Origin of the sequence: Allobaculum stercoricanis DSM 13633 (assembly GCF_000384195.1) — a bacterium.
In the GTDB taxonomy this organism is placed as follows: Bacteria; Bacillota_I; Bacilli_A; order Erysipelotrichales; family Erysipelotrichaceae; genus Allobaculum; species Allobaculum stercoricanis.
On the sequence record NZ_KB913034.1, the window covers coordinates 2023466 to 2043293 of the forward strand.

At 38.0% G+C, this 19828-nt stretch carries 19 protein-coding genes and 1 tRNA gene; 12 read left to right on the top strand and 8 right to left on the bottom strand.

From position 1 onward, the window contains the following. Nucleotides 1-7 precede the first annotated feature (7 nt). From ALLST_RS0109405 to ALLST_RS0109420, 4 genes are all read left to right on the top strand, one after another. Nucleotides 8-1252 carry a phosphoribosylglycinamide synthetase C domain-containing protein gene (locus tag ALLST_RS0109405; protein WP_019893949.1) on the top strand — a complete coding sequence of 415 codons (1245 nt, stop codon included), beginning with the start codon at nucleotides 8-10 and terminating at the stop codon, nucleotides 1250-1252. A gap of 411 nt (nucleotides 1253-1663) precedes the next feature. After that, nucleotides 1664-1924, top strand: a complete 261-nt coding sequence (locus ALLST_RS0109410; protein WP_019893951.1) for a hypothetical protein — start codon at nucleotides 1664-1666, stop codon at nucleotides 1922-1924. Between the two features lie 15 nt (nucleotides 1925-1939). Then, nucleotides 1940-2305 carry a hypothetical protein gene (locus ALLST_RS0109415; RefSeq protein WP_169336062.1) on the top strand — a complete coding sequence of 122 codons (366 nt, stop codon included), beginning with the start codon at nucleotides 1940-1942 and terminating at the stop codon, nucleotides 2303-2305. Between the two features lie 19 nt (nucleotides 2306-2324). Beyond that, nucleotides 2325-2738 carry a hypothetical protein gene (locus ALLST_RS0109420; protein ID WP_019893953.1) on the top strand — a complete coding sequence of 138 codons (414 nt, stop codon included), beginning with the start codon at nucleotides 2325-2327 and terminating at the stop codon, nucleotides 2736-2738. A 138-nt stretch (nucleotides 2739-2876) separates the two neighbouring features. On the opposite strand, the gene ALLST_RS0109425 is transcribed toward ALLST_RS0109420, so the two are convergent. Continuing rightward, nucleotides 2877-2960: transfer RNA gene (locus ALLST_RS0109425), tRNA-Leu, on the bottom strand. A gap of 177 nt (nucleotides 2961-3137) precedes the next feature. Here ALLST_RS0109425 and ALLST_RS0109430 point away from each other — a divergent pair. Together ALLST_RS0109430 and pfkB are read left to right on the top strand one after the other, a co-directional pair. Continuing rightward, the gene (locus tag ALLST_RS0109430; RefSeq protein ID WP_019893954.1) at nucleotides 3138-4049 is read left to right on the top strand and encodes a DUF3737 family protein; all 912 of its coding nucleotides are present in this window, start codon (nucleotides 3138-3140) and stop codon (nucleotides 4047-4049) included. Nucleotides 4050-4317: 268 nt separating this feature from the next. Next, nucleotides 4318-5268, top strand: a complete 951-nt coding sequence (pfkB, locus tag ALLST_RS0109435) for a 1-phosphofructokinase (RefSeq protein ID WP_019893955.1) — start codon at nucleotides 4318-4320, stop codon at nucleotides 5266-5268. A gap of 87 nt (nucleotides 5269-5355) precedes the next feature. Here pfkB and ALLST_RS0109440 read toward each other — a convergent pair whose 3' ends face one another. Next, nucleotides 5356-5769, bottom strand: coding sequence for a GtrA family protein (locus tag ALLST_RS0109440; protein WP_019893956.1), 414 nt, complete (start codon nucleotides 5767-5769; stop codon nucleotides 5356-5358). Nucleotides 5770-6310: 541 nt separating this feature from the next. Here ALLST_RS0109440 and ALLST_RS0109450 point away from each other — a divergent pair. Next, the gene (locus ALLST_RS0109450) at nucleotides 6311-7285 is read left to right on the top strand and encodes a YihY/virulence factor BrkB family protein (protein WP_019893958.1); all 975 of its coding nucleotides are present in this window, start codon (nucleotides 6311-6313) and stop codon (nucleotides 7283-7285) included. A gap of 138 nt (nucleotides 7286-7423) precedes the next feature. Here the strand turns inward: ALLST_RS0109450 and ALLST_RS0109460 are convergent, their stop codons facing one another. Both ALLST_RS0109460 and ALLST_RS0109465 read right to left on the bottom strand, forming a co-directional pair. Next, nucleotides 7424-8053 (bottom strand): HAD family hydrolase, encoded by a 630-nt coding sequence (locus tag ALLST_RS0109460; RefSeq protein WP_019893960.1) that lies wholly within the window; start codon nucleotides 8051-8053, stop codon nucleotides 7424-7426. A gap of 260 nt (nucleotides 8054-8313) precedes the next feature. Continuing rightward, nucleotides 8314-8940 carry an HAD family hydrolase gene (locus ALLST_RS0109465; protein WP_245553775.1) on the bottom strand — a complete coding sequence of 209 codons (627 nt, stop codon included), beginning with the start codon at nucleotides 8938-8940 and terminating at the stop codon, nucleotides 8314-8316. 350 nt (nucleotides 8941-9290) lie between these two features. Here ALLST_RS0109465 and ALLST_RS0109470 point away from each other — a divergent pair, with 350 nt between their 5' ends. Continuing rightward, nucleotides 9291-10649: an MATE family efflux transporter gene (locus ALLST_RS0109470; RefSeq protein ID WP_019893962.1), complete on the top strand. Its 1359-nt coding sequence runs from the start codon at nucleotides 9291-9293 to the stop codon at nucleotides 10647-10649. 163 nt (nucleotides 10650-10812) lie between these two features. Continuing rightward, entirely contained in the window at nucleotides 10813-11064 is a 252-nt protein-coding gene (locus ALLST_RS0109475; RefSeq protein WP_019893964.1) for a GNAT family N-acetyltransferase, read from the top strand. 72 nt (nucleotides 11065-11136) lie between these two features. Here the strand turns inward: ALLST_RS0109475 and ALLST_RS0109480 are convergent, their stop codons facing one another. The 4 genes from ALLST_RS0109480 to ALLST_RS0109495 form a co-directional block, all read right to left on the bottom strand. Continuing rightward, nucleotides 11137-12132, bottom strand: coding sequence for a LacI family DNA-binding transcriptional regulator (locus ALLST_RS0109480; RefSeq protein WP_019893965.1), 996 nt, complete (start codon nucleotides 12130-12132; stop codon nucleotides 11137-11139). An 81-nt stretch (nucleotides 12133-12213) separates the two neighbouring features. Next, nucleotides 12214-13185 carry a carbohydrate kinase family protein gene (locus tag ALLST_RS0109485; RefSeq protein ID WP_026472877.1) on the bottom strand — a complete coding sequence of 324 codons (972 nt, stop codon included), beginning with the start codon at nucleotides 13183-13185 and terminating at the stop codon, nucleotides 12214-12216. Between the two features lie 98 nt (nucleotides 13186-13283). After that, on the bottom strand, nucleotides 13284-14732 hold the full coding sequence (locus tag ALLST_RS10690) for a glycoside hydrolase family 32 protein (RefSeq protein ID WP_019893967.1): 1449 nt from the start codon (nucleotides 14730-14732) through the stop codon (nucleotides 13284-13286). A 117-nt stretch (nucleotides 14733-14849) separates the two neighbouring features. Beyond that, nucleotides 14850-16772 carry a sucrose-specific PTS transporter subunit IIBC gene (locus ALLST_RS0109495; RefSeq protein ID WP_019893968.1) on the bottom strand — a complete coding sequence of 641 codons (1923 nt, stop codon included), beginning with the start codon at nucleotides 16770-16772 and terminating at the stop codon, nucleotides 14850-14852. 337 nt (nucleotides 16773-17109) lie between these two features. Here ALLST_RS0109495 and ALLST_RS0109500 point away from each other — a divergent pair, with 337 nt between their 5' ends. From ALLST_RS0109500 to ALLST_RS10700, 3 genes are all read left to right on the top strand, one after another. Beyond that, nucleotides 17110-17571 (top strand): winged helix DNA-binding protein, encoded by a 462-nt coding sequence (locus ALLST_RS0109500; protein WP_019893969.1) that lies wholly within the window; start codon nucleotides 17110-17112, stop codon nucleotides 17569-17571. A gap of 49 nt (nucleotides 17572-17620) precedes the next feature. Further along, nucleotides 17621-18454, top strand: a complete 834-nt coding sequence (locus ALLST_RS10695) for a DegV family protein (protein WP_019893970.1) — start codon at nucleotides 17621-17623, stop codon at nucleotides 18452-18454. 325 nt (nucleotides 18455-18779) lie between these two features. Continuing rightward, nucleotides 18780-19613: a DegV family protein gene (locus ALLST_RS10700; protein ID WP_019893971.1), complete on the top strand. Its 834-nt coding sequence runs from the start codon at nucleotides 18780-18782 to the stop codon at nucleotides 19611-19613. The last annotated feature ends 215 nt before the right edge of the window (nucleotides 19614-19828 follow it).

The window sequence follows — 19828 nt, forward strand, 5'->3', positions numbered from 1 at the left end:
TATAGATATGAAAGTAATCATTATTGGAGAAAATGCGAAAGAGCAAGCGCTCGCATACGCTTTGGAACAAAATGGGAATCATCAAGTATTAGTCTGTCCTGGAAATCCGTTCACGCATGAGTTTGAACAATCCATGGAAGAACTCCCAGAACCTTATCATCCTGAAAAAGTCCTAGAAACGATTACTGCAGTAGATCCTGACGAAATTATTCTTTTGGACGAACATTTAATTCGTCAAGGAATGACACAAGATTTAGCTAGACGGGGTTGGGACGTAATTGCCCCGAACCAAGCGGCTGTTGAAGTGATTGATGATAAAGTGCAATGGGCAACTTTGATGAAAGAACGCAATATTCCCGTTGCTGATTTTCTACAAAAAAATACGAAACAGGAAGCAATCGATTTTATTCAAGAAATTGGTCTACCCCTTGTCTTAAAAGAGGCAAACGGACTCAAACGTTTTGCGATTCCTTATAATGAAGATGAAGCAATTGATGATGTCAATGAATGGTTTGATAGTGGATGCCAGGGAATTATTTTCTCTGAATTCTTAAGTGGTGTACGTTTTAACTTACCTGTACTTGCATGGAAGGAAAGAGTACTCCCATTATTGCCATTTGTGGTCACACGTGGCGTTTATGAAAATGAAGATGATCCACAAGCAAAGGGTCTTGGCTGTGTTTGTGGGATTCATGATGAGATTGCGACAGTATATGCACAACAAGCTGTTCAAGACGTACTTGTTCCATTTTTAAAAGCGTTAGATGAACAAGGAATTGAATATGAAGGGATTCTTACTGGTGAATTCATTGTGAGTCAACAAGGTCCTGTTTGCGTGAATATTAAAGCCGGACTTTCCGAAACAGGTGCATGTGCGCTCTTCCCATTGATGAATTTTGATTTGTTGAAAGCATGGAAACAAATCAAAAATGGCGAACAACCAACAATAAAATGGCGCAATCGCAATTCCGTATCCCTTGTGTTGGTGGGAAAAGACTATCCACAAGAAGATTCTAAAGATCAGCCGATCGAAGTGGATGAAGATTTTGAAGGCGTGATTTATGGAAACCATGCTGCTCTAAAAGATGGACAACTCGTAAGCGATGGCGGCCGTGTTTTAATTGTATCGGGAATGGGACATAATTTACTCGATGCAGCGACACAAGCTCTTGAATCAGCAAAACATATCCATTGTGCAGATTTAATTTATCGTACAGATATTGGAAAAGAAGCGGATCAAAAAGAAGCATAATATTAGAAAAATTAAAATGACAACAGAAGTTCTTGCCATAGAACCTGTTGTCATTTTTTTATCGGTAAGATCCGGATGAAATCCGTAAAGTTCCGGATTTAGGAGATAAGATTCGGATAGAATCCGTAAAAACATATACGAAAAGACAGACGTTAGAGTTAAGCAAAAGCGAATTTGGCGATGCTTTTTGAGATTTTTAGATATTCATTTTATAAGATTATGACAGAATTGAGAGTGTTCCATATATCTATTTGATTATGTTGATTTTGTTTGTTTTTTTTCATCCGTTTTATAAAATATAATAAAGAACAAAGTTTAATTTCAATCTATAAGTTTTGTTGAAAAAGAAATAGACATTTATTGTGTTGGATAAGATTTTCGTAAAAAGAAAAGAAGAAGGAGGGATAAATTATGACATTTCTTACTCAAACACTATTTACCTATTTAATGTTGTATTACATGTGGCGTCAAAAAAACGATATCAATCGAAAAAATATGTTTTTTGTCGCATTAGCTTTTCTAATTGTAATGATTTATGTGATTGCTTATATCTATCTACTTTTTCAAGGCCAATTAGGATGGATTGAAATTATAGGATTGGTATCAGTTCTTTGTTTCTCAGGACTGATTATCGTATCTTCTTTGAAATCAGATCAAAGTCATGAAAGATAAAGGATGGATACGCATATGACTGTTCAACCAACAAAGATCAAAAACATAAAATTTAGGAGAATGGTCTGGATTTTGTTAACTGCAATTATCTGTATAGAAGGAATCGGTGTTTTTACATATCATTTGAATACCGAACAATTTGGCCTCATATCGTCTCTTGCAATTCTTTGCGCCTTATATATAGGTTTTTCATATAAAGGTACCCAAGGAATTGATATGCTTTTTGCCATTTCCTTTTTGATTGGAGTTTTAAATACAGGTGCTGCATTGTATTTAATTGATCTTTATCCAATTCTAACTGCAGCTATAGTCAATAGCGCGATTGTTGTTGTTTTTGGTTTTTGTGCTTTATATGAAAATTATAGGCATAAAATTCGATGATTCTTTAGGAGGATATAATATGAAAGAGAACGATAATAATAAATCTGTAATTGAAGTATGTAAGAGGATTTACTATTTGATCTACCTTCCTGTGATTCTCTGTGTTGTTTTTCTTACTTCAGCAAACCTCTGGGAAGCTCGAAAAGGGAATGTTTCACAAATTGCACTCTTGCTCCCTATAGCTTGTATGTTGGGATTTAGCTTATTGTTATTCTGGTTTGATTGTCACAAAAAAGACGTGAAATATATTGGTGCGGGACTGTTGATTGGGGCTGTCATTGGAATTTTGGCTTTTGTTAATCCGAGCTTTCTGCAAGATCTTGCCGCCAAAGGAAATAAGCTGTTAACGATTACTGAAACATATCAATATATTGTTTGGGGCGAGACCAATTTGTTGATTCTCTTCATGATCGCCAATAAAAAGGCCATATAAAACTTGATGGGAATTTAGAGTGATCTGTCCTTAAAAAGTAGAGTCTGTATAATAACGAAACATTTTTCTAATCATTACCTTTTAAATTTAGTTAAAGAAAAAACCCGAGATCAAATGATCTCGGGTTGATTTACGAAATGGTGCGGACGATGCGAGTCGAACGCACACGGGTTGCCCCACTGCCGCCTGAAGACAGCGTGTCTGCCATTTCACCACGTCCGCATGTTGCCAATGAATTTATTGTGCTTTGTTATACTAACATCAACCTCAGTTTTCTGCAAATGTTTTTTAACAATGTACAGACTTGACACATTTGATATAAAAAAAGTAAGACGAAAAAATAATTAATTTTGGATCATGAAATTGATTAAAAAATCCAAAATAAGAGAGGTAGAGAGAATGCAACAATTTTGGAATGAAACGTATGATCAAGAGCGCGCCTTTTATGGTGTAGATGGCGTATCTTTAGATCACTGTAACTTTGATGGACCAGCTGATGGCGAAAGTGCATTTAAAGAAGCTAAAGATATCGCAATCAATTATTGCTTCTTCAATCTTCGCTATCCGTTTTGGCATGATCAGCATTTGAAAATCGAAAATTCTAATTTAACGGAATTATGCCGAGCTGCTTTATGGTATTCCCAAGATATTGAAATCAACAATACGAAACTGCATGGGATTAAAGCATTACGTGAATGCTCAAATGCGCACATTGAAAATTCGGATATCATTTCCCCGGAATTCGGATGGAATTGCCATAACGTGAGTATGCATAATGTGAAAGCGCAAAGTGAATATTTCATGATGAATTCTGAACGGTTAAAGTTTTCAAAATTAGAATTTAAAGGGAAATATTCTTTCCAATACATTCATGATGCGGTATTTGAAGATTGTAAGTTTGATACAAAGGATGCGTTCTGGCATGGTAAAAACATTGTTGTGCGCAACAGTATCGTTAAAGGAGAATACTTAGCTTGGTATTCTGAAGATATTACATTTGAACATTGCACAATTATTGGAACTCAACCACTTTGTTATGTGAAAAACTTAAAAATGATCGATTGTAAGATGGTTGATACAGATTTAGCTTTTGAACGTTCGACTGTAGAAGCAACTTTACTAGACCCAATTGTGAGTATCAAAAATCCATTAGAAGGAACGATTACGGTACCTTATGTCCAAGATGAGATTGTGATGGATATCGAAGAAGCTAAAGGTGTAGTCATTCAAACAAATCCACAAGTTCAAACGAATGATGAACTTGAAACAGTTCAAGAAGAAACGTCAGGACAAGAAGAAGTAAAAGAATAAAAGAAGCAAAATTTAAGGAGCAGCCAATTAAACAAAAGTTTAATGAGCGTTGTTCCTTTTTTATTAGATAGAAAATCGAATCCCCGAAATGTTTCAAACAAAGGATAAAATAAATATACAAAGTGCATGGGTCCATCTTTTTTAGGGTTCAAGGATTTCAATGAGGAATAAAAGAACATGAATCAATAGGTGCACTTATAAATACGGAAAACTTTTTAACCGGATGACGTATTCATCTAGGATCAAAGAGGCGAAAGGACAAAAATCTATGATCATTACAGTCACATTTAATCCTGCAATTGATAAAACAGCATATGTGGACAATTTAGTTGTTGGCGGTCTTAACCGATTAGAACATGTAATTGCAGATGCGGGAGGAAAAGGGGTCAACGTTTCCAAAACGATCCAACAATTACAAGGTGCAACGATTGCGACCGGTTTTCTTGGGGGCAGTGCCGGCCAATTTATCTTGAACAATTTAAACGATCTTGGCATTCAAACGGATTTTATTGAAGTGGAAGGGCAAACGAGAACCAATTTGAAAGTGCTCAATCAAAACATGGAGTTAACGGAACTCAATGAACCAGGGCCAATTGTCACGGATCAAGATATCGAAAAACTGATCGATCGAATTTTAACGATCGCAAAGCAGGATCCCGATCAGACTTGGGTTGTGCTGAGTGGCAATGTAGGACCGGGGGTAAACAAAGATATTTATCAAAATCTTATTTCGCGTTTCCAACAAGAAAATATCAAAACAATACTCGATGCAGATGGAGAATTATTCAAAAATGGCGTGAAAGCCAAACCGTACTTCATTAAGCCAAACCGTTTTGAACTCAGCCAATATTTTGGAGTGGAAGAAGAGCTGTCTAATGAAAAAGTCATTGAACTCGCTTCTACGTTTTTAAATGATCAAACGAAATTGGTTGTTGTTTCCATGGGAATTGAGGGATCAATCTTTTTGACGGCAGATGAAGTGATCCTTGCTAAAGCGTTGACTATCGATTATCGCTCAGCTGTAGGAGCCGGAGATGCGATGGTCGCAGCCATTGCGTGGGGATTAGAACAAAATATGAGTTTAGACGATTTGGTTTCGTGGTCTGTTGCGACAAGTGCTGGGGCATGCATGTCAGAAGGGACTTCACCGGCAAGTCGCCAAGTGATTGAACAATTAAAGCCAAGAGTAGAAGCCACAAAATGGCAGAAGATAAAATAAAAATTTGTGGCATGTGCCGAAAAAGGCATCAAAAACCTCGTGTTCCATCACGCCAAGAGCGTAAAACACGAGGTTTTTCGTATATAGTTATTTTTCAAAATACATTTTTCGAGTGATGTAGTTGAAAATCATAACGATGAATGTCGCAAATAATTTAACGATCATATAGCTGATGTGCATGAAATCACTACCGATCCACATAATCAATTGGTTGATCCCTAAGCCGATTACCGAGAATGTGATAAAGAAGGCTAAGTTTTGCGATTGTTTCTTACCATTATTGATTTGGAAGACCCATTTTACACTTGCAATATAGTTAAAGATCACGGATACCGTAAAAGAAATGGTTGAAGAAATTAAATAGTAAATTCCTAAGACTTCTGTACAGAAAATCATTAATCCATAGTCAATCACGAAGGCTAAGCCCCCAATCAGGCCAAAGCGAAGAATTTGATTGATCAAGTCTTTTAATTTTTGTTTGGAATTTTTTTGTTCAGACATAAATGCTCCTTGTCGATGTAAAACTCTTGAATCGAAGGGCAAAATTACAAGTTTCGAATCAAAAGGGTGATGGAATACAGGTATTGGATGTGTCTTTTTAAGACGAACCAAAAACTAATTTAGTCTATCGCCTATAGATATGCAAAGAAAGTATGATTTTCACAAATCTTTTGTTCAAAAGAATACTTAATTTGAGACCTGAAAACGAGAACAACACAAGTATGATTGGTGAACATAAGGCTGCGATTGTCTTTGGCAATGATTTTTTGTATGATTTTTTCTTAACGATTGGTGAATTTTGGATGAAGGAAAACCAGAACGGATCGTTAAAGATATTTCCATAGAGCATCCCCTTGAATGAATTTTAAATTGATGATTTAAGACGATACCACCTTGTTGAAGAGGTGGAGATTTTTATTTGGGGATAACACAATTGAAGCAAATGTGGATTTAGTGCATAAATATGCGAAAATGGACAAGAAGAGCGCAATGGATTTGTTGATTATAGATTTTTACAAAGGAATTAGAAAGGGATGAGGGAATGAAAGCGGCCGACAACAAAAAGCATGTTAAAAAAGGACGATTGTCACAATCATTGATCGTGCAATTAAGTGTGCGCTATTTTATTGATGATATTGGAACGCGATCAGCAGCATTGACCTATTATTTAATTTTCTCGCTCTTTCCTTTGATGATTTTAATTTCGATTTTAGTCGGTTCGTTGAATATTCAAATTGAGCCGATGTTTGATGCGATGCATAATGTATTGCCAAAATCAGTTCTTGAACTGTTGAGTGGTTATATTCATTATGTAGAAGAAACCCCATCGACAATCATGTTCACTTTTGCGATGTTTTTCTCGATCTATTTTCCTTGGCGAGTAGTCCATGAAATTATGGCAACGATTCGCATCGCTTATGAACTGCCCCCAGCACCAAGCCAATTCAAGCAACTGTTCAAAGAGCTCGTTGCGGCCATTATTATTCCTTTGAGTCTTATTGTTTCGTTGATTTTAATTGTCTTTGGACCCAACATCATTTTGAAATTGTTGAGTTTTCTGCCCGCAGGACTGATCACGATTTCAGATGCTCACTTAAACATTTGGGAATATGCGCGTTTTGCGATTGCCGGATTAATGTTAGTCTTTGCGCTTGTTGTTGTATATGAACTTGCTTTAGATCGTCATCAACCATTACGCACGATTTTACCAGGGATTATTGCCGTGTTAATCGTATGGTTAGCTTCTAGTGCGCTGTTTTCTTTTTATGTAGAAAATTTTGCTCGCTACTCGATTATTTATGGAACGCTAGGAACGTTTATTATCTTGTTGTTGTGGCTTTATTTGACAAGTGTCATCTTTTTAATGGGTGGAGAAGTCAATGCGCTCATTTTAAAGAGAAGAAGAAGACGAGCACTGTATCATAACTCGTCGATTGTTCACGATAAATCAGAAGTATATGAATGGCCAAGTCATAATTCATTTCGGCATATAACAGATCATGAACAATACAAGTGATGAGATTTCATGTAAAGACTTATTTTCTTTTGATTCAATGTGTAATTACAGGATATATAACATTCAAATTCTCAATAAAAAACATGCTCTTTGATGAACAAGAGCACGTTTTTTATAAATGGGGGATGAGGGTTATGGTTATAGGTTAACGAGTTTTAAAATATCGAGGACACTGTTTAAACGGATCGTAGGATGGATTCCTTTATCACTAAAAGAACCCCATGCTGCATAGCCAAAATCGATGCCGGCATTGACGCAAGCTTGATAATCCGAATAAGCGTCCCCAATATAGATGACTTCATCTTTATTGAGGTTCATCTTTTGAATTGCGAGTTCAATTGGTTCGGGATTGGGTTTGTGTAATTTTGTATCATCGCCTAGAATCGCTAAATCCATGTAGCGATCTAATCCTTTAGAGACAAAGTCAATTTGATATTGGTTTTTGAACTTAGAGCTGACGACGCCTTGTCTAATATTATTTTTATGCAACTTCTTTAATACTTCTTCAACATGAGGGAATGCTTTAGCGCCTTCTTCAAATTCGTTGACGTATTTGACCCAACGTTCATATGTTTGTTCTTTATTTTCAATATGGAGAAGATCTAAAACTTTTAATCCGGTATAAGCCATAAAAGGACGTAGGTCATGGATGGACCAGTCTTCATTTTTTTCTTCTTTGATAATGCGTTGTAAAGGAACTAAGTTCATCTTCATAGTGTCTAATAACGTACAATCTAAATCGTATAAAACGGCTTTATATTTCTTCATTTTTTCCCTCAACTGTGATTTAAAAGTATATGATGGAAGTTTTTTGGTGATGACCTCATACAACGTAATCCGAAAAGAAATATAAGGAAAGAAGATGTTAAAAGTTACAAAACACATTTCAATGTAAACGTTTGCGAAAACAAAAGCGGAAATGGATGTTGGATCAAAATAATAAGCTAGATCGATCATTTGAATAAACGCTAGTCAGGCAGTGCATTAAAAAAATCTGATCTTCTTTGAAGATCAGATCAAGGTACAAATTAAATGAGTTCTAAAATTTCTAATGGATCTTGTAAAACAAGAGACGCATGGATGCCTTCATTGCTAACGCTGCCCCAAGTCGCATAGCCAAAATCAATGCCGGCATTGAGACAGACTTTATAGTCGGAAATTGAATCCCCGATATAAATCACTTCGCTTGGTTTTAAATTCATTTTTTCAATCGCCAGTTGGACTGGAATCGGATTTGGTTTTTGGTAAGGCGTATCGTCGGCTAAAATAGCTACGTCGATATATTGATCGAATCCTTTGGAGACAAAATCGATTTCGTATTGATCACGAAGTTTGGAGCTGACAATTGCTTGAACGATATGTTTTTGTTGGCATGTTTTCAAGACATCTTCAACATGAGGATAAGGTGTTGCCCCTTCTTCAAACTCATTGACATATTTAACCCAACGGGCATATGTTGTTTCCTTGTCTTGGACGCCCAGCTCTTCCATGACTTTCATTCCAGTATAACCTGTGAAATGATAGAGTCTTTCAATTGGCCAGTCTTCATTTAGTTCTTCTTGGATAATTCTTTGTAGAGGTACCATGTTCATGCGAAAAGTATCTAAAAGTGTGCAATCAATGTCGTAGATAATTCCTTTATATTTCTTCATCATGTTCTCCTTTTTGGATTCGTTTTCTGAATTGAATATAGTAATCGCATTTTACGCGTAAGTCCATTGTAGGCGATTCAACGAAAAAGAACAAAACGATTTTGAATGAAAGTGAAATGAATCTTCTATATATCGCGAATCAGATTCAGGGCAAGGAAAAGAAAAGACACATATTTTAAAGGATGTGCCATGAATAATATTTGCGATTTGAACAAGATAAATCGTTACAACAAAAAATAGACGTAACCATATCAGTTCTTTGATAGAATGGATTGCGGCTTAAAAATATCAAAAAAATAAAATAGAAATGATTTCAGGATTAGAACGAAAAGAAAAAGTGAAAGGAGAATGAAATGAAACATCAAGTGTCTTTGATTCAAGGTGATTTAAAACGAGCTATTGTGATTTTTGCGATTCCGTTATTTTTCTCTCAATTATTCCAAACTCTTTATAACACGATGGATACAGTTATTATTGGTCATGTGTTGGGTGATTTTTCTCTGGCGGCAGTTGGTGCGGTGGCTAGTTTATTTGAATTGATCGTTGGCTTTTGTACAGGATTTGGCCAAGGTCTCGGTGTAATTGCCGCCCAAAAATTTGGTGCGGGAAATATGAAAGGATTTAGACGAGTTGCAGGGTTATCGATTGAATTGTCGCTTGTGGTCTCGTTTGTTTTAGCAATTGTGGCGGGATTGAACATGGAAACGATCTTAAATTTCATGCATACATCGAGTGATATTTTCGATCTTTCTTACTCCTATATTATTGTGATTTGTTGGGGATTACCGATCACGATCTTTTATAACTTATGTGCCGGCATGTTACGCGCAGCCGGAGATTCCATTACGCCATTGGTAATTTTATTGATCTCTAGTGTGACAAACATTGTTTTAGACTTATTGTTTATTACGACATTCAATATGGGTGTTGCTGGAACAGCATGGGCGACATTGTTGGCACAATTATTATCGTTAGTGATTTGCGTGATTTGGATGTTGTTGAAAAAACGGGAATTATTGCCAAGTTTATCCGAAATGAAGTGGGATTCCACTTTAGCGCGTCATTTAACAGAAATGGGATTATCGATGGCGTTCATGTCGAGTATCGTTTCTGCCGGCACATTGATTTTACAAATCGGCATTAACCAACTCGGAACATTAATCGTCACCGGTCATACGGCAGCGCGTAAATTAGTCGGGATGTTGAACTTACCTGTGATTGCTCTTATGCAGGCGTTGTCTTCTTTTGTGGCCCAAAATATTGGTGCCCAACAATATGAACGAGCAGAAAAAGGAATTGCCTTTGTGAACCGTTTTGGTTTGTATTATTCCATTCTTTTAAGTGTGATCGTCATGTTTGTTGCGCGTTATTTAATCGCTATGATTTCAGGAAGTACAACGGATGTTGTTTTAGATACGGGAGCGTTGTATTTAAGAACAAATATTCCATTCTTCCCTGTATTGGCTGTTTTATTGGACTTACGAATCTCCTTGCAGAGTATGTCATTAAAAATCGTGCCCATCATTTCAAGTGTGATCGAATTAGTGGGCAAAATTATATTTACGCTCTTTATCGTTCCAACAGCAGGTTATCTCGGTATTTGTTTTACGGAACCGGTTGTTTGGATCGCGATGTGTTTATTCTTAGGCTATTTCTATTTACGAAATCGCTTGTTTAAGGAAAACAAGATCGCAACGCATATTTTTAGATAATCGCTAAACTCTTCTTGCCAAAATAAGACAAGAAGAGTTTTTTAAAGCTTTGATGGGGCTTGATTTGGGCATGTTGGAAAGATAACGATTAAAATAGAGAAAAAGAAAGATGGATTCTTTGAAAAGTGTGATTTCTATTCTTTTTTTAAAGAGGATAAGATCAATGAATATTCGTTATACATTTGAAGCCGCACTTCAACAAAGTGCGGCTTATGATGGCCAAAAACAAGTCGGCTTTTGTCGCTTTGATGTCCAGGATCAAACATGGACAATTTTCACAACGCATGTTTTAGATGAATATGGCGGACAAGGGATTGCTAAAAAAATGGTTTTGTTGGTTGAACAAGAAGCACAAAAACAAGGTGTAAACCTACAATCAACTTGTTGGTATGCGACCAAAATTTTAAAAAATTAAAAATGACTTTTCCTTCGATTGAAGAGGGAAAAGTCATTTTTTGATTTATACCTTTAAAAATTCATATTTTCTTTATTTTTCAAGTTTGCTGACTGATTGTCCGGGATCGAATTCAAAACCGAGGACTTGGAGTTTGGGAACGGCCTGACCTAGGATCATTTGAACGATAGTGCGAGCACAAAGTTGCCCCGCTTCTTCGTTGGGAAAATGGACTGTGGCTAGAGCAGGGGTGATTAAAGCGCCGACATCGTGGCCACCAAAACCGATAATGGAGACATCTTCTGGGACAGACAGATTGTGTAAGCGCGCTTCTTTAAAACAAGCTAAGGCGATTTGATCTGTCGCACAAATGATCAAATCAGGAGTTCGTTGATCTAAAATGGAACGTGCGACTTCTCGAGCTTGGTCATAGGAGAATGTCGTTTCATTTAATGATAATGATTCGACTTGGGCATGATGAGATAAGCCATCCATGACGCCACGTTTTCGTTCATGACCTACCGCAAAGTCGGAGCCATTGACGCCAATATATGTGATGTTGCGATGACCCATTTTTGAGGCATATTCCCCAATCGTAAAGCCAGCTTGGTAATCATCATAAATGATTGAAATGCCATAGGGGAATTTTTGCCCCATCACCAAAAATGGAACGGAACTCGATTTTTGTAGAGCTTGGTGTTCTTGACCAAGATTGGTGGCAATTAACACAATGCCATCGACGCGTAATGAGCGTAAATATTCAATTGCTGCAATCTCTCTTGTTGATTGATGATCGGTTGTAATGATCAAACAGGCATAACCGAGTTCTCTTAGGGCATTATCCATCGCATTTAAGAGTCGGCCAGTAGAAGGAGAAGTCATAGTCGGGGCAACTACACCAATCATGCGCGTTTGTTTCGATTTTAAATTGGAAGCGGCAGCACTGGGTTCAAATCCGGTGCGCTCAATAACGGCTTTGATTTTCTCTTTCGTCTCGTCTTTGACATAACCATTGTTGAAATAGCGAGAAACAGTACTTTTGGATACGCCAGCTTCGCGAGCAATATCGGCAATTGTATATTTGGACATAAAACACTCCTCAAAATTTGGATGATTCAAAAAACACAAAAACTGCTAAGACAGAATGCCTTAACAGCGATTGAAAAAACTTTATTGATCTAAATGGTCTAAAAATTCGCTAACTTCTTTTGCGGTTGGCATAGCCGGGATTGCGCCATGTTTGCGAACGGTTAATGCGGCAACGGCATTGGCATAGCGTGTAAATTGTTCCAAAGTATCTAAATCGATTTGATCGAGATCTTGATCACAATGGGCAATTTGATAGAGCATGGCACCCCAGAAAGAATCACCAGCGCCATTCGTATCAGCGACTTTGGATTTAAATCCAGCAACGACTCTAGATCCAGCAGCATTCGCAATGAGCGCTCCTTGGCTACCGAGCGTAATCGCAACAACTTTTGGCCCTTGAGCAAGAAGGGCAGTGGCGGCTTGTTGAGGATCAGTTTGATCAGTTAGCAGTGCGCATTCTTCATCACTGATTTTCATGATGTCGACCATGGGCACTAGAGAGCGCATTTGTTCAATTGCCGTTTGTTCATCTGGCCATAATGAAGCACGATAGTTTGGGTCATAGGAGATCGCAACCCCACTCGCTTTAGCAAGAGCAATTAATTGATGGGTCGTGGAACGAGCAGGTTGATCGGTTAAGGATAAAGATCCACAATGGAAGATTTTTGTGTTTTGAACAGTGGCAGGATCGATTTCTTCCATGCGAATTTGGGTATCCGCGCCGGGTTTACGACTGAATGAGAATTCTCGTTCGCCTTCTTCATTAATATTCACAAAGGCTAATGTGGTAAAGAAGTTTGGATCTTCAATGCATTGATGAACATCAATGCCCTCATCTTCTAATACTTTTTTTAACATTGCACCATGCATATCCATGCCGACTTTACCAATAAAAGCAGGTGTTCCCCCAAGGCGCCGAATGGCGACACAAACGTTAGCGGGTGCACCACCGGGATGTTGGGCAAAAAGGGCGGCATTTGATTCGTTGTTCCCTTCGCGGGTAAAGTCGATTAAAATTTCTCCAAATGAAGTGATATCGGTTTTCATATTCATTGTATTTCCTTTTATATTTTATTTAAACGATTGGATAGGTATCGTGAATTTTTATTGGGATCGGTTCCTTAATATTGTAACCGATAGAGAAGATAAGTTTAAGCCAATGTTGGGTCTTCTTTATCCACTTTTTCGCGAATTTCAAAATGATCATAGCTATAGAAATCGATATCCATGCCCAGATCACTGCTTAAACGCATTTCGGTTTCACCATCGAATAATTGGGTTGTGAGCGCATATTCCCCTTTGTTAATGAATATTTCTAGAGAACTTGTATCAGACCAAATCGATAAAGAATCAATCGTATCGATTTCAATATGACGAGAGCTTCTGCCATAGCCTGAAGAACCTAAAGCCAAGGTGAACAGTTTTCCATCATACGTGATTGTACAATCTTTGCGAAGGTGGAGTGTCCAAGCGTTGCCTTGGGGTCTGATTTGTAGCTCACAGACCACTGAGCCAGGTGTATAGATGGTGTTTTCTTGGATGTCGAAATGAATGTGTTTATTGCGTAGCCCTTCAATTTCTGAAATTGGATATTGAAAAATCTTATTTTGATGCAAAGTTAATAAGCGGGGTAAAGTGAGCGCGTGTTGCCAGTTTTGTTGAATCGTAGGTTTTGTGTAATCCACATCGGGAAGTCCCATCCAACCAATCAAAATTCGCCGTCCTGCTTGATCGACAAATGATTGGGGAGCGTAGAAATCAAAACCATGATCTTGTTCGTGAAAGAGGTCGACTTGTTGGTCAATATCTAAATTACGATCGAGTTCAAAATATCCGTTTTGATATTTCGCTTCATAGTTGTAGCCAACTTGATCGACACCTTGCGGACAAGCAAACAAAAAGAGACGACCATCAAGTTCAACAAGATCAGGGCATTCCCACATATAGCCAAAGCGTTGGATAGGCGTGATCGTGGAAACGTGAGTCCAATCGTGTAAATTCGAACTTTTGAAAATTTCTGCTTGGCCACAAGAGTCTTTGGTTCGAGCCCCTACAACCATATAGTACGCGTGGTTGTAGGCAATCACTTTTGGATCGCGAACATGGCAAGACAAATTTTGCGGATAGTCTTTATTTTCAAGAAGAACTTCTTTTGGTGTGAAGTGGAAACCATCTTGGCTCATAGCGTGCATGACCCAATGAATACGACCGGAATTGATGTAATCATAATCGCCTTCTAATTTGTTATTTCCAGTATAGAACAGATGCATGATGTCATCTTGAATCAAAGCACTTCCGGAATAAGAACCTTTGAGGTCGCCAAAATGATCGGGCACAAAGGGGTCGTTTTCTTCTTGATAGTGGATGAAATCCTGGGTGGTGTAATGGCCCCAACCACGATGGTCCTGACCAGTGGGATTGCCTGGCGTGTATTGGTAGAAGATGTGGTAAGTATCATGAAATTGACATAAACCATTCGGATCATTAAGCCAACCAACAGGCGGCATTAGATGATAAGCAAGACGATTCGGGTCTGCTTTAACTTTATTGCGGTTTTCTTGAGTTTGGGGAGCTGTGAATTCTTGACGGACTTGGTTCATCGGTAATTCTCCTTAAGAGTAAATTTCAATAGATTGATCGCCATACAGTAAATAAGACTGTATGGCGTTTCAATCAAAATAGGGGGATCGAGAAATATTCCTATCGGGAAAGTTGGATTAATCGAGAGTGAGGACAAGTTGGCCAGCGCAAACTGGACTTGTGCTTACAGGGGTGGAAATTGGTTTATTTGTGATCACTACTGGTGTCTCAATGGATAAGCCAGCGGCTTTAATTTGTGCAAAGTCAACATGACCTAACAGTTGACCAGCTTGGACTTTATCGCCTTGTTGAACCGATATTTCAAACGGTTTTCCTTCAAGTGTGACTGTATCCATCCCAATATGGATCAGCAGTTGGGTACCATTTTCTGTTTGAATGCCAAGGGCATGGCGAGTAGGGAAGATAAAGGTGACTTCCCCAGTTACAGGAGAGTAAAAGTTGTTTTCAGTAGGAATGATCACAAAGCCATCTCCCATAGCTTTAGAAGCAAATGCTTCATCATGACATTGATCGAGAGGTTTAACATCACCAACAAATGGGGCATAAATCGCATGATCTTGAGCTTGATCGATAACGATGGAAGGAACTTTGGCAGTTTGTGTTTCTTGTGATTCTTGGACTGCGACTTGTTTTTCTTTGCGTGCTTGGTGTTTTGTGAAAACTAAAGTCAGGATGAAAGATGTTGCCATGGAGAGGGCTAAACCGATAAAGAAGTTGAGCCAACTTTGAGGGGCAATGGAGATAAATCCAGGTAATCCAGCAGCACCAAGTGCTAATGCTAAAGTATGGGTTCCAGCAATCCATGCAGAACCAACAGCAGAACCGATAATTGCGGCATAGAATGGGTATTTCAATTTCAATGTGACCCCAAACATAGCGGGTTCAGTAATGCCGAGTAATGCAGATATACCAGATGCAGAGCAGATTGATTTCATCTTTTCATCTTTTGTCACTAACAATACCGCTAATACCGCAGCACCTTGAGCAACGTTATTCATTGAAGCGGTCGGAAAAATGAATGATCCACCAGTTGTTTGTGCCGCGGAAATCAATTGGGTTTCAATTGCGGAAAAAGAGTGGTGCATTCCAGTGATTGTAATAGGGGCATACAATAATCCAAAAATAGCGCCTCCAATAAATCCTAATGTGGAGTAAATCCAACTTAATCCATAAGCGAGCCAGTCACCGGCTATACGCATTGCAGGTCCGACAAATAAGAAGGTTAAGACGGACGTGATCAAGATAGATAAAAGAGGAGTTGTTAAGTTATCTAACCAACTAGGTGTGATTTTGCGTAAACGTTTTTCAATGTTGGCAAGAATCCAAGACACCACTAAGACAGGAAGAACAGTTCCTTGATAACCAATGGCTTGAACTTCTAAACCAAACCAGTTCCATGATGGAATTGTTTGGGCACCTGCTAATGCATAAGCATTTAATAATTCTGGGTGAACCATAATCATACCCATTGCGGCACCTAAATAAGGGTTTCCGCCAAATTTCTTTGTTGCAGAAATTCCAATTAATACAGGTAAGAATGTGAAAGGTGCGTTGGCACATAAGTTGATGAAGCTTGCAACGCCCGCAAATTCCGGCATGATTTCAATTAAAGATTTACCGGTAACGAATAAACCCTCTGCGGTTAAAACGTTGTTTAATCCCATCAATAAACCACCAGCAACAATGGCAGGGATGATTGGAACGAAAATATCTGAGAGCACTTTGACAAAGCGCATGATCGGATTTCCTTCTTTAGATTCATTTGGTTCTTCAACTTGAACGTGTGTGGATAAGTGAGCTTGTTTTAAGACTTCGTCAGTTACGAGATTCACAGTTCCGGAACCGAGTATGATTTGATATTGATCGTTTGCTAAAAATACGCCTTTAACTTGATCGATATCTGTGATTTTGTCTTCATTGACTTTGTTGTAGTCTTTTAGACGCAGACGTAAACGGGTAGCGCAATGTACGGCAGAAAGAATATTCTCTTGACCGCCAACATTTTGAATGATGCTTTTTGCGATTTTCGAGTAGTCCATATGTTCTCCTTGTTTTTTTCTCTTTTCTGAGTGAGTTCTGATGAAATTAGTTATGGAACCGATTTCACAATCAAAGTATAGTATGGAACCGGTACCGTGTCAACGTTCAAAAATAAAAAATATTAAAAGTTAAAATCTTCAATTATTTGGAATATTAAAGTGTTTGCCCGTTAATAACTCGATAAATTGATGTGGGAACGGTTCTATAATTGTTTCGAAATGAAAATATAGAGCTAAGATCTATCCTCTTGAATAAAAAATGAGTCTGTCTTGTAAGCGACATAATAAAACGGGCGTGAATGTTGACGAGTCAACAAAGTGGAAATACACTTAATTTATGGATCAAACAGAAAAGTTTTTACATTTTTTCGCGACGATCAATACCTTAAATCGCCAGATCAACCGTTTTAAATCGTTCTATATGGAGAAAAAAGGCTTAAAAGGTGCAGACTTATCTGTGCTTTTAGCACTCAACAAGGCAGAAAACGGTTATCGTTTTGATGAATGTTGTCAGATCGTGCGAATGGATAAAGCGTTGATTTCTCGTTCTTTAAAACACTTAAAAGAACAAGATCTTTTAGTGATTGAAGGAGAAACAACCTATAAAGTTCGTTTTAAGTTGAGTACAAAAGGAAAGCAATTAACGAGCTATCTTGAACAAGAAGCATCAACCATTTTTGAAAAAGCGCATCTTGCGATCGATGAAGAAGAATGGGCGGTATTTTATGCGTTTTGTTCCACTCTTTCTCAAGAAATCGAGACTCAGATGAAAGAAAAAATCGAAACCTCTAAAGCATAAGCAGCCCAATAAGATAAACAAAAACAAAGAAAAGAACAGGAGATAGAATATGATTTGGATTGTTGCAGATAGTGCGCAAGAATTAAAAACCGATCGCGAGAATGGATTCATTGTTGCAGATTTAACGATTAATGCGGATGGAATACCGTTTCAACCAGGATTTACAGCCGAAGAGTTCTATGCAAAAATGGAAGAAAAAGGCGTTGTTATCAAATCTAGCCAAGTAGCTCCAGCGGTTTATATGGATATTTTTGAAAAAATTCTCAAAAATCCTGAAGATGAAGTGATTTACATTTCCTTAGCCGCAAAATTGTCTGGTACATACAACTCGGCACATCTTGCAGCGAGTGGACTGGATGCTGATCGTATCCATATTGTGGATTCAGGGACAGTATGTTTTTCCATTACATTACTTGTTGAAGAAGCTTTTGAATTACGGAAACAAGGAAAATCCGCCAAAGAAATTGCGGCTATTTTAGAAGAAGATGCTAAAAAAGTTCGCTTTATCGGAATTGTGCCAACACTTGAATATTTAAAACGGGGCGGACGCATCTCGGCTGCAACGGCCGCGATTGGCGATATGGTTGGAATTAAACCTTTATTATCCGTCATGGATGGAGTTGTCGGCATTCCGAAAAAAGTTAGAGGATTGAAAAAAGCCTATAACAGTTTGCCTCGCCTTGCGAGTGAATGGGGAATCGATTTAGATCGTCCAGTGATCTTTGGTTATACCGGCTTAGATCCAGAACCAGGTCATATTTTGAAAGAGGCGTTTGATAAACAGCTGGATCATCAATTTCCAGAACGAATCATGCCAGCAAGTTTTGTTTTGGCTACACACACCGGACCAAATAGTGCGGGTGTCGGCTTTTTTATAAAATAAAATAGATGACGAAAACGTTTTGATTGAAGTGAAAACACGACAATCGAAACGTTTTTTTTGTGGGAAAGAGAAGGAGTTCAACATTATTGTTGATTGATCAACAATAATGTTGACAAGTCAACAAAACGTCAATAAACTGTCCCCAAGAACGAAAAAGGCGAATGAATGCCATAGGACAATAGATCACGCCAATCCATCAAGCCAAACGAAGTGATTTTGATATTTCGTTCATTATGTCAGTACAAAAGAAAAGTAGAATACCCCGCTTTGAATGAGAAGAGTGGAGTAGATCAACACAAAATACGAAACAGAACAGGAGATCAATATGATTTGGATCGTTGCCGATAGCGCACAAGAATTAAAAACAGACCGTGACAAAGGACTTGTCGTTGCTCCACTTGGCATCATTGCCAGTGGTGAGCCAATGGAAGAGGGGTTCACGAGTGAAGATTTTTACCGTACGCAACAACAGAAAGGGGTAACTCTGACAACAAGCCAAGTTTCCCCAGCGGTTTATATGGATATTTTTGAAGACTTACTCAAAAATCCCGAAGATGAAGTGATCGTGATTTCATTAGCTTCTGGACTATCAGGAAGTTATAACTCTGCTCGTTTAGCGAAAACGAGCGTAGATGAAAAACGCATTCATTTAATCGATTCCCAAACGATCAGTTTTCCGATGGTCTTACTTGTGCAAGAAGCTTTGAATTTACGGAATCAAGGAAAATCTGCCCAAGAAATTGTGGATATTTTAGAAGAAGATAAAAAGAAAGTTCGCCTTTTAGGCTTAGTTCCAACTTTGGAATACTTAAAACGCGGAGGCCGCATCTCAGCAGCAACTGCAGCAATTGGAGAACTTGCTGGAATTAAACCAATCCTGACTTTAGAAGAAGGAAAAATTGCGGTGCCATTAAAAGTTCGGGGGATGAAAAAAGCGTACAACAGTATGGCTAGACTGGCGAAAGAGTGGAATATCGATTTAGATCGTCCCGTGATATTTGGTTATACGGGTTTAGATTCACAACCAGCCCAAACCCTCAAAGAGGCTTTTGAAAATCAATTGGAAACAACATTCGCAACAGATTATATGGAAGGTTGTTATATTTTAGCAACGCACACTGGACCTGAAGGCGCAATCGCTGGCTTCTTTGTAAAATAAGAAAATCAATCGAAATTTAAACGTTTTGATGTTCCTTAACTGGAAAATTCAAAACGTTTTTTTTTGTATGCGAAAAAAGAAAATCTAAACAAAAATGAACAAGGGTATAGAGAAAATTAGCAAGAAATTGAAGATTTCTTTAATGAGATACGACGATTTATTATTGGGTTATTTGAACAATTGAAAGGGATAGTGACAAAACTGTATGGGACTTG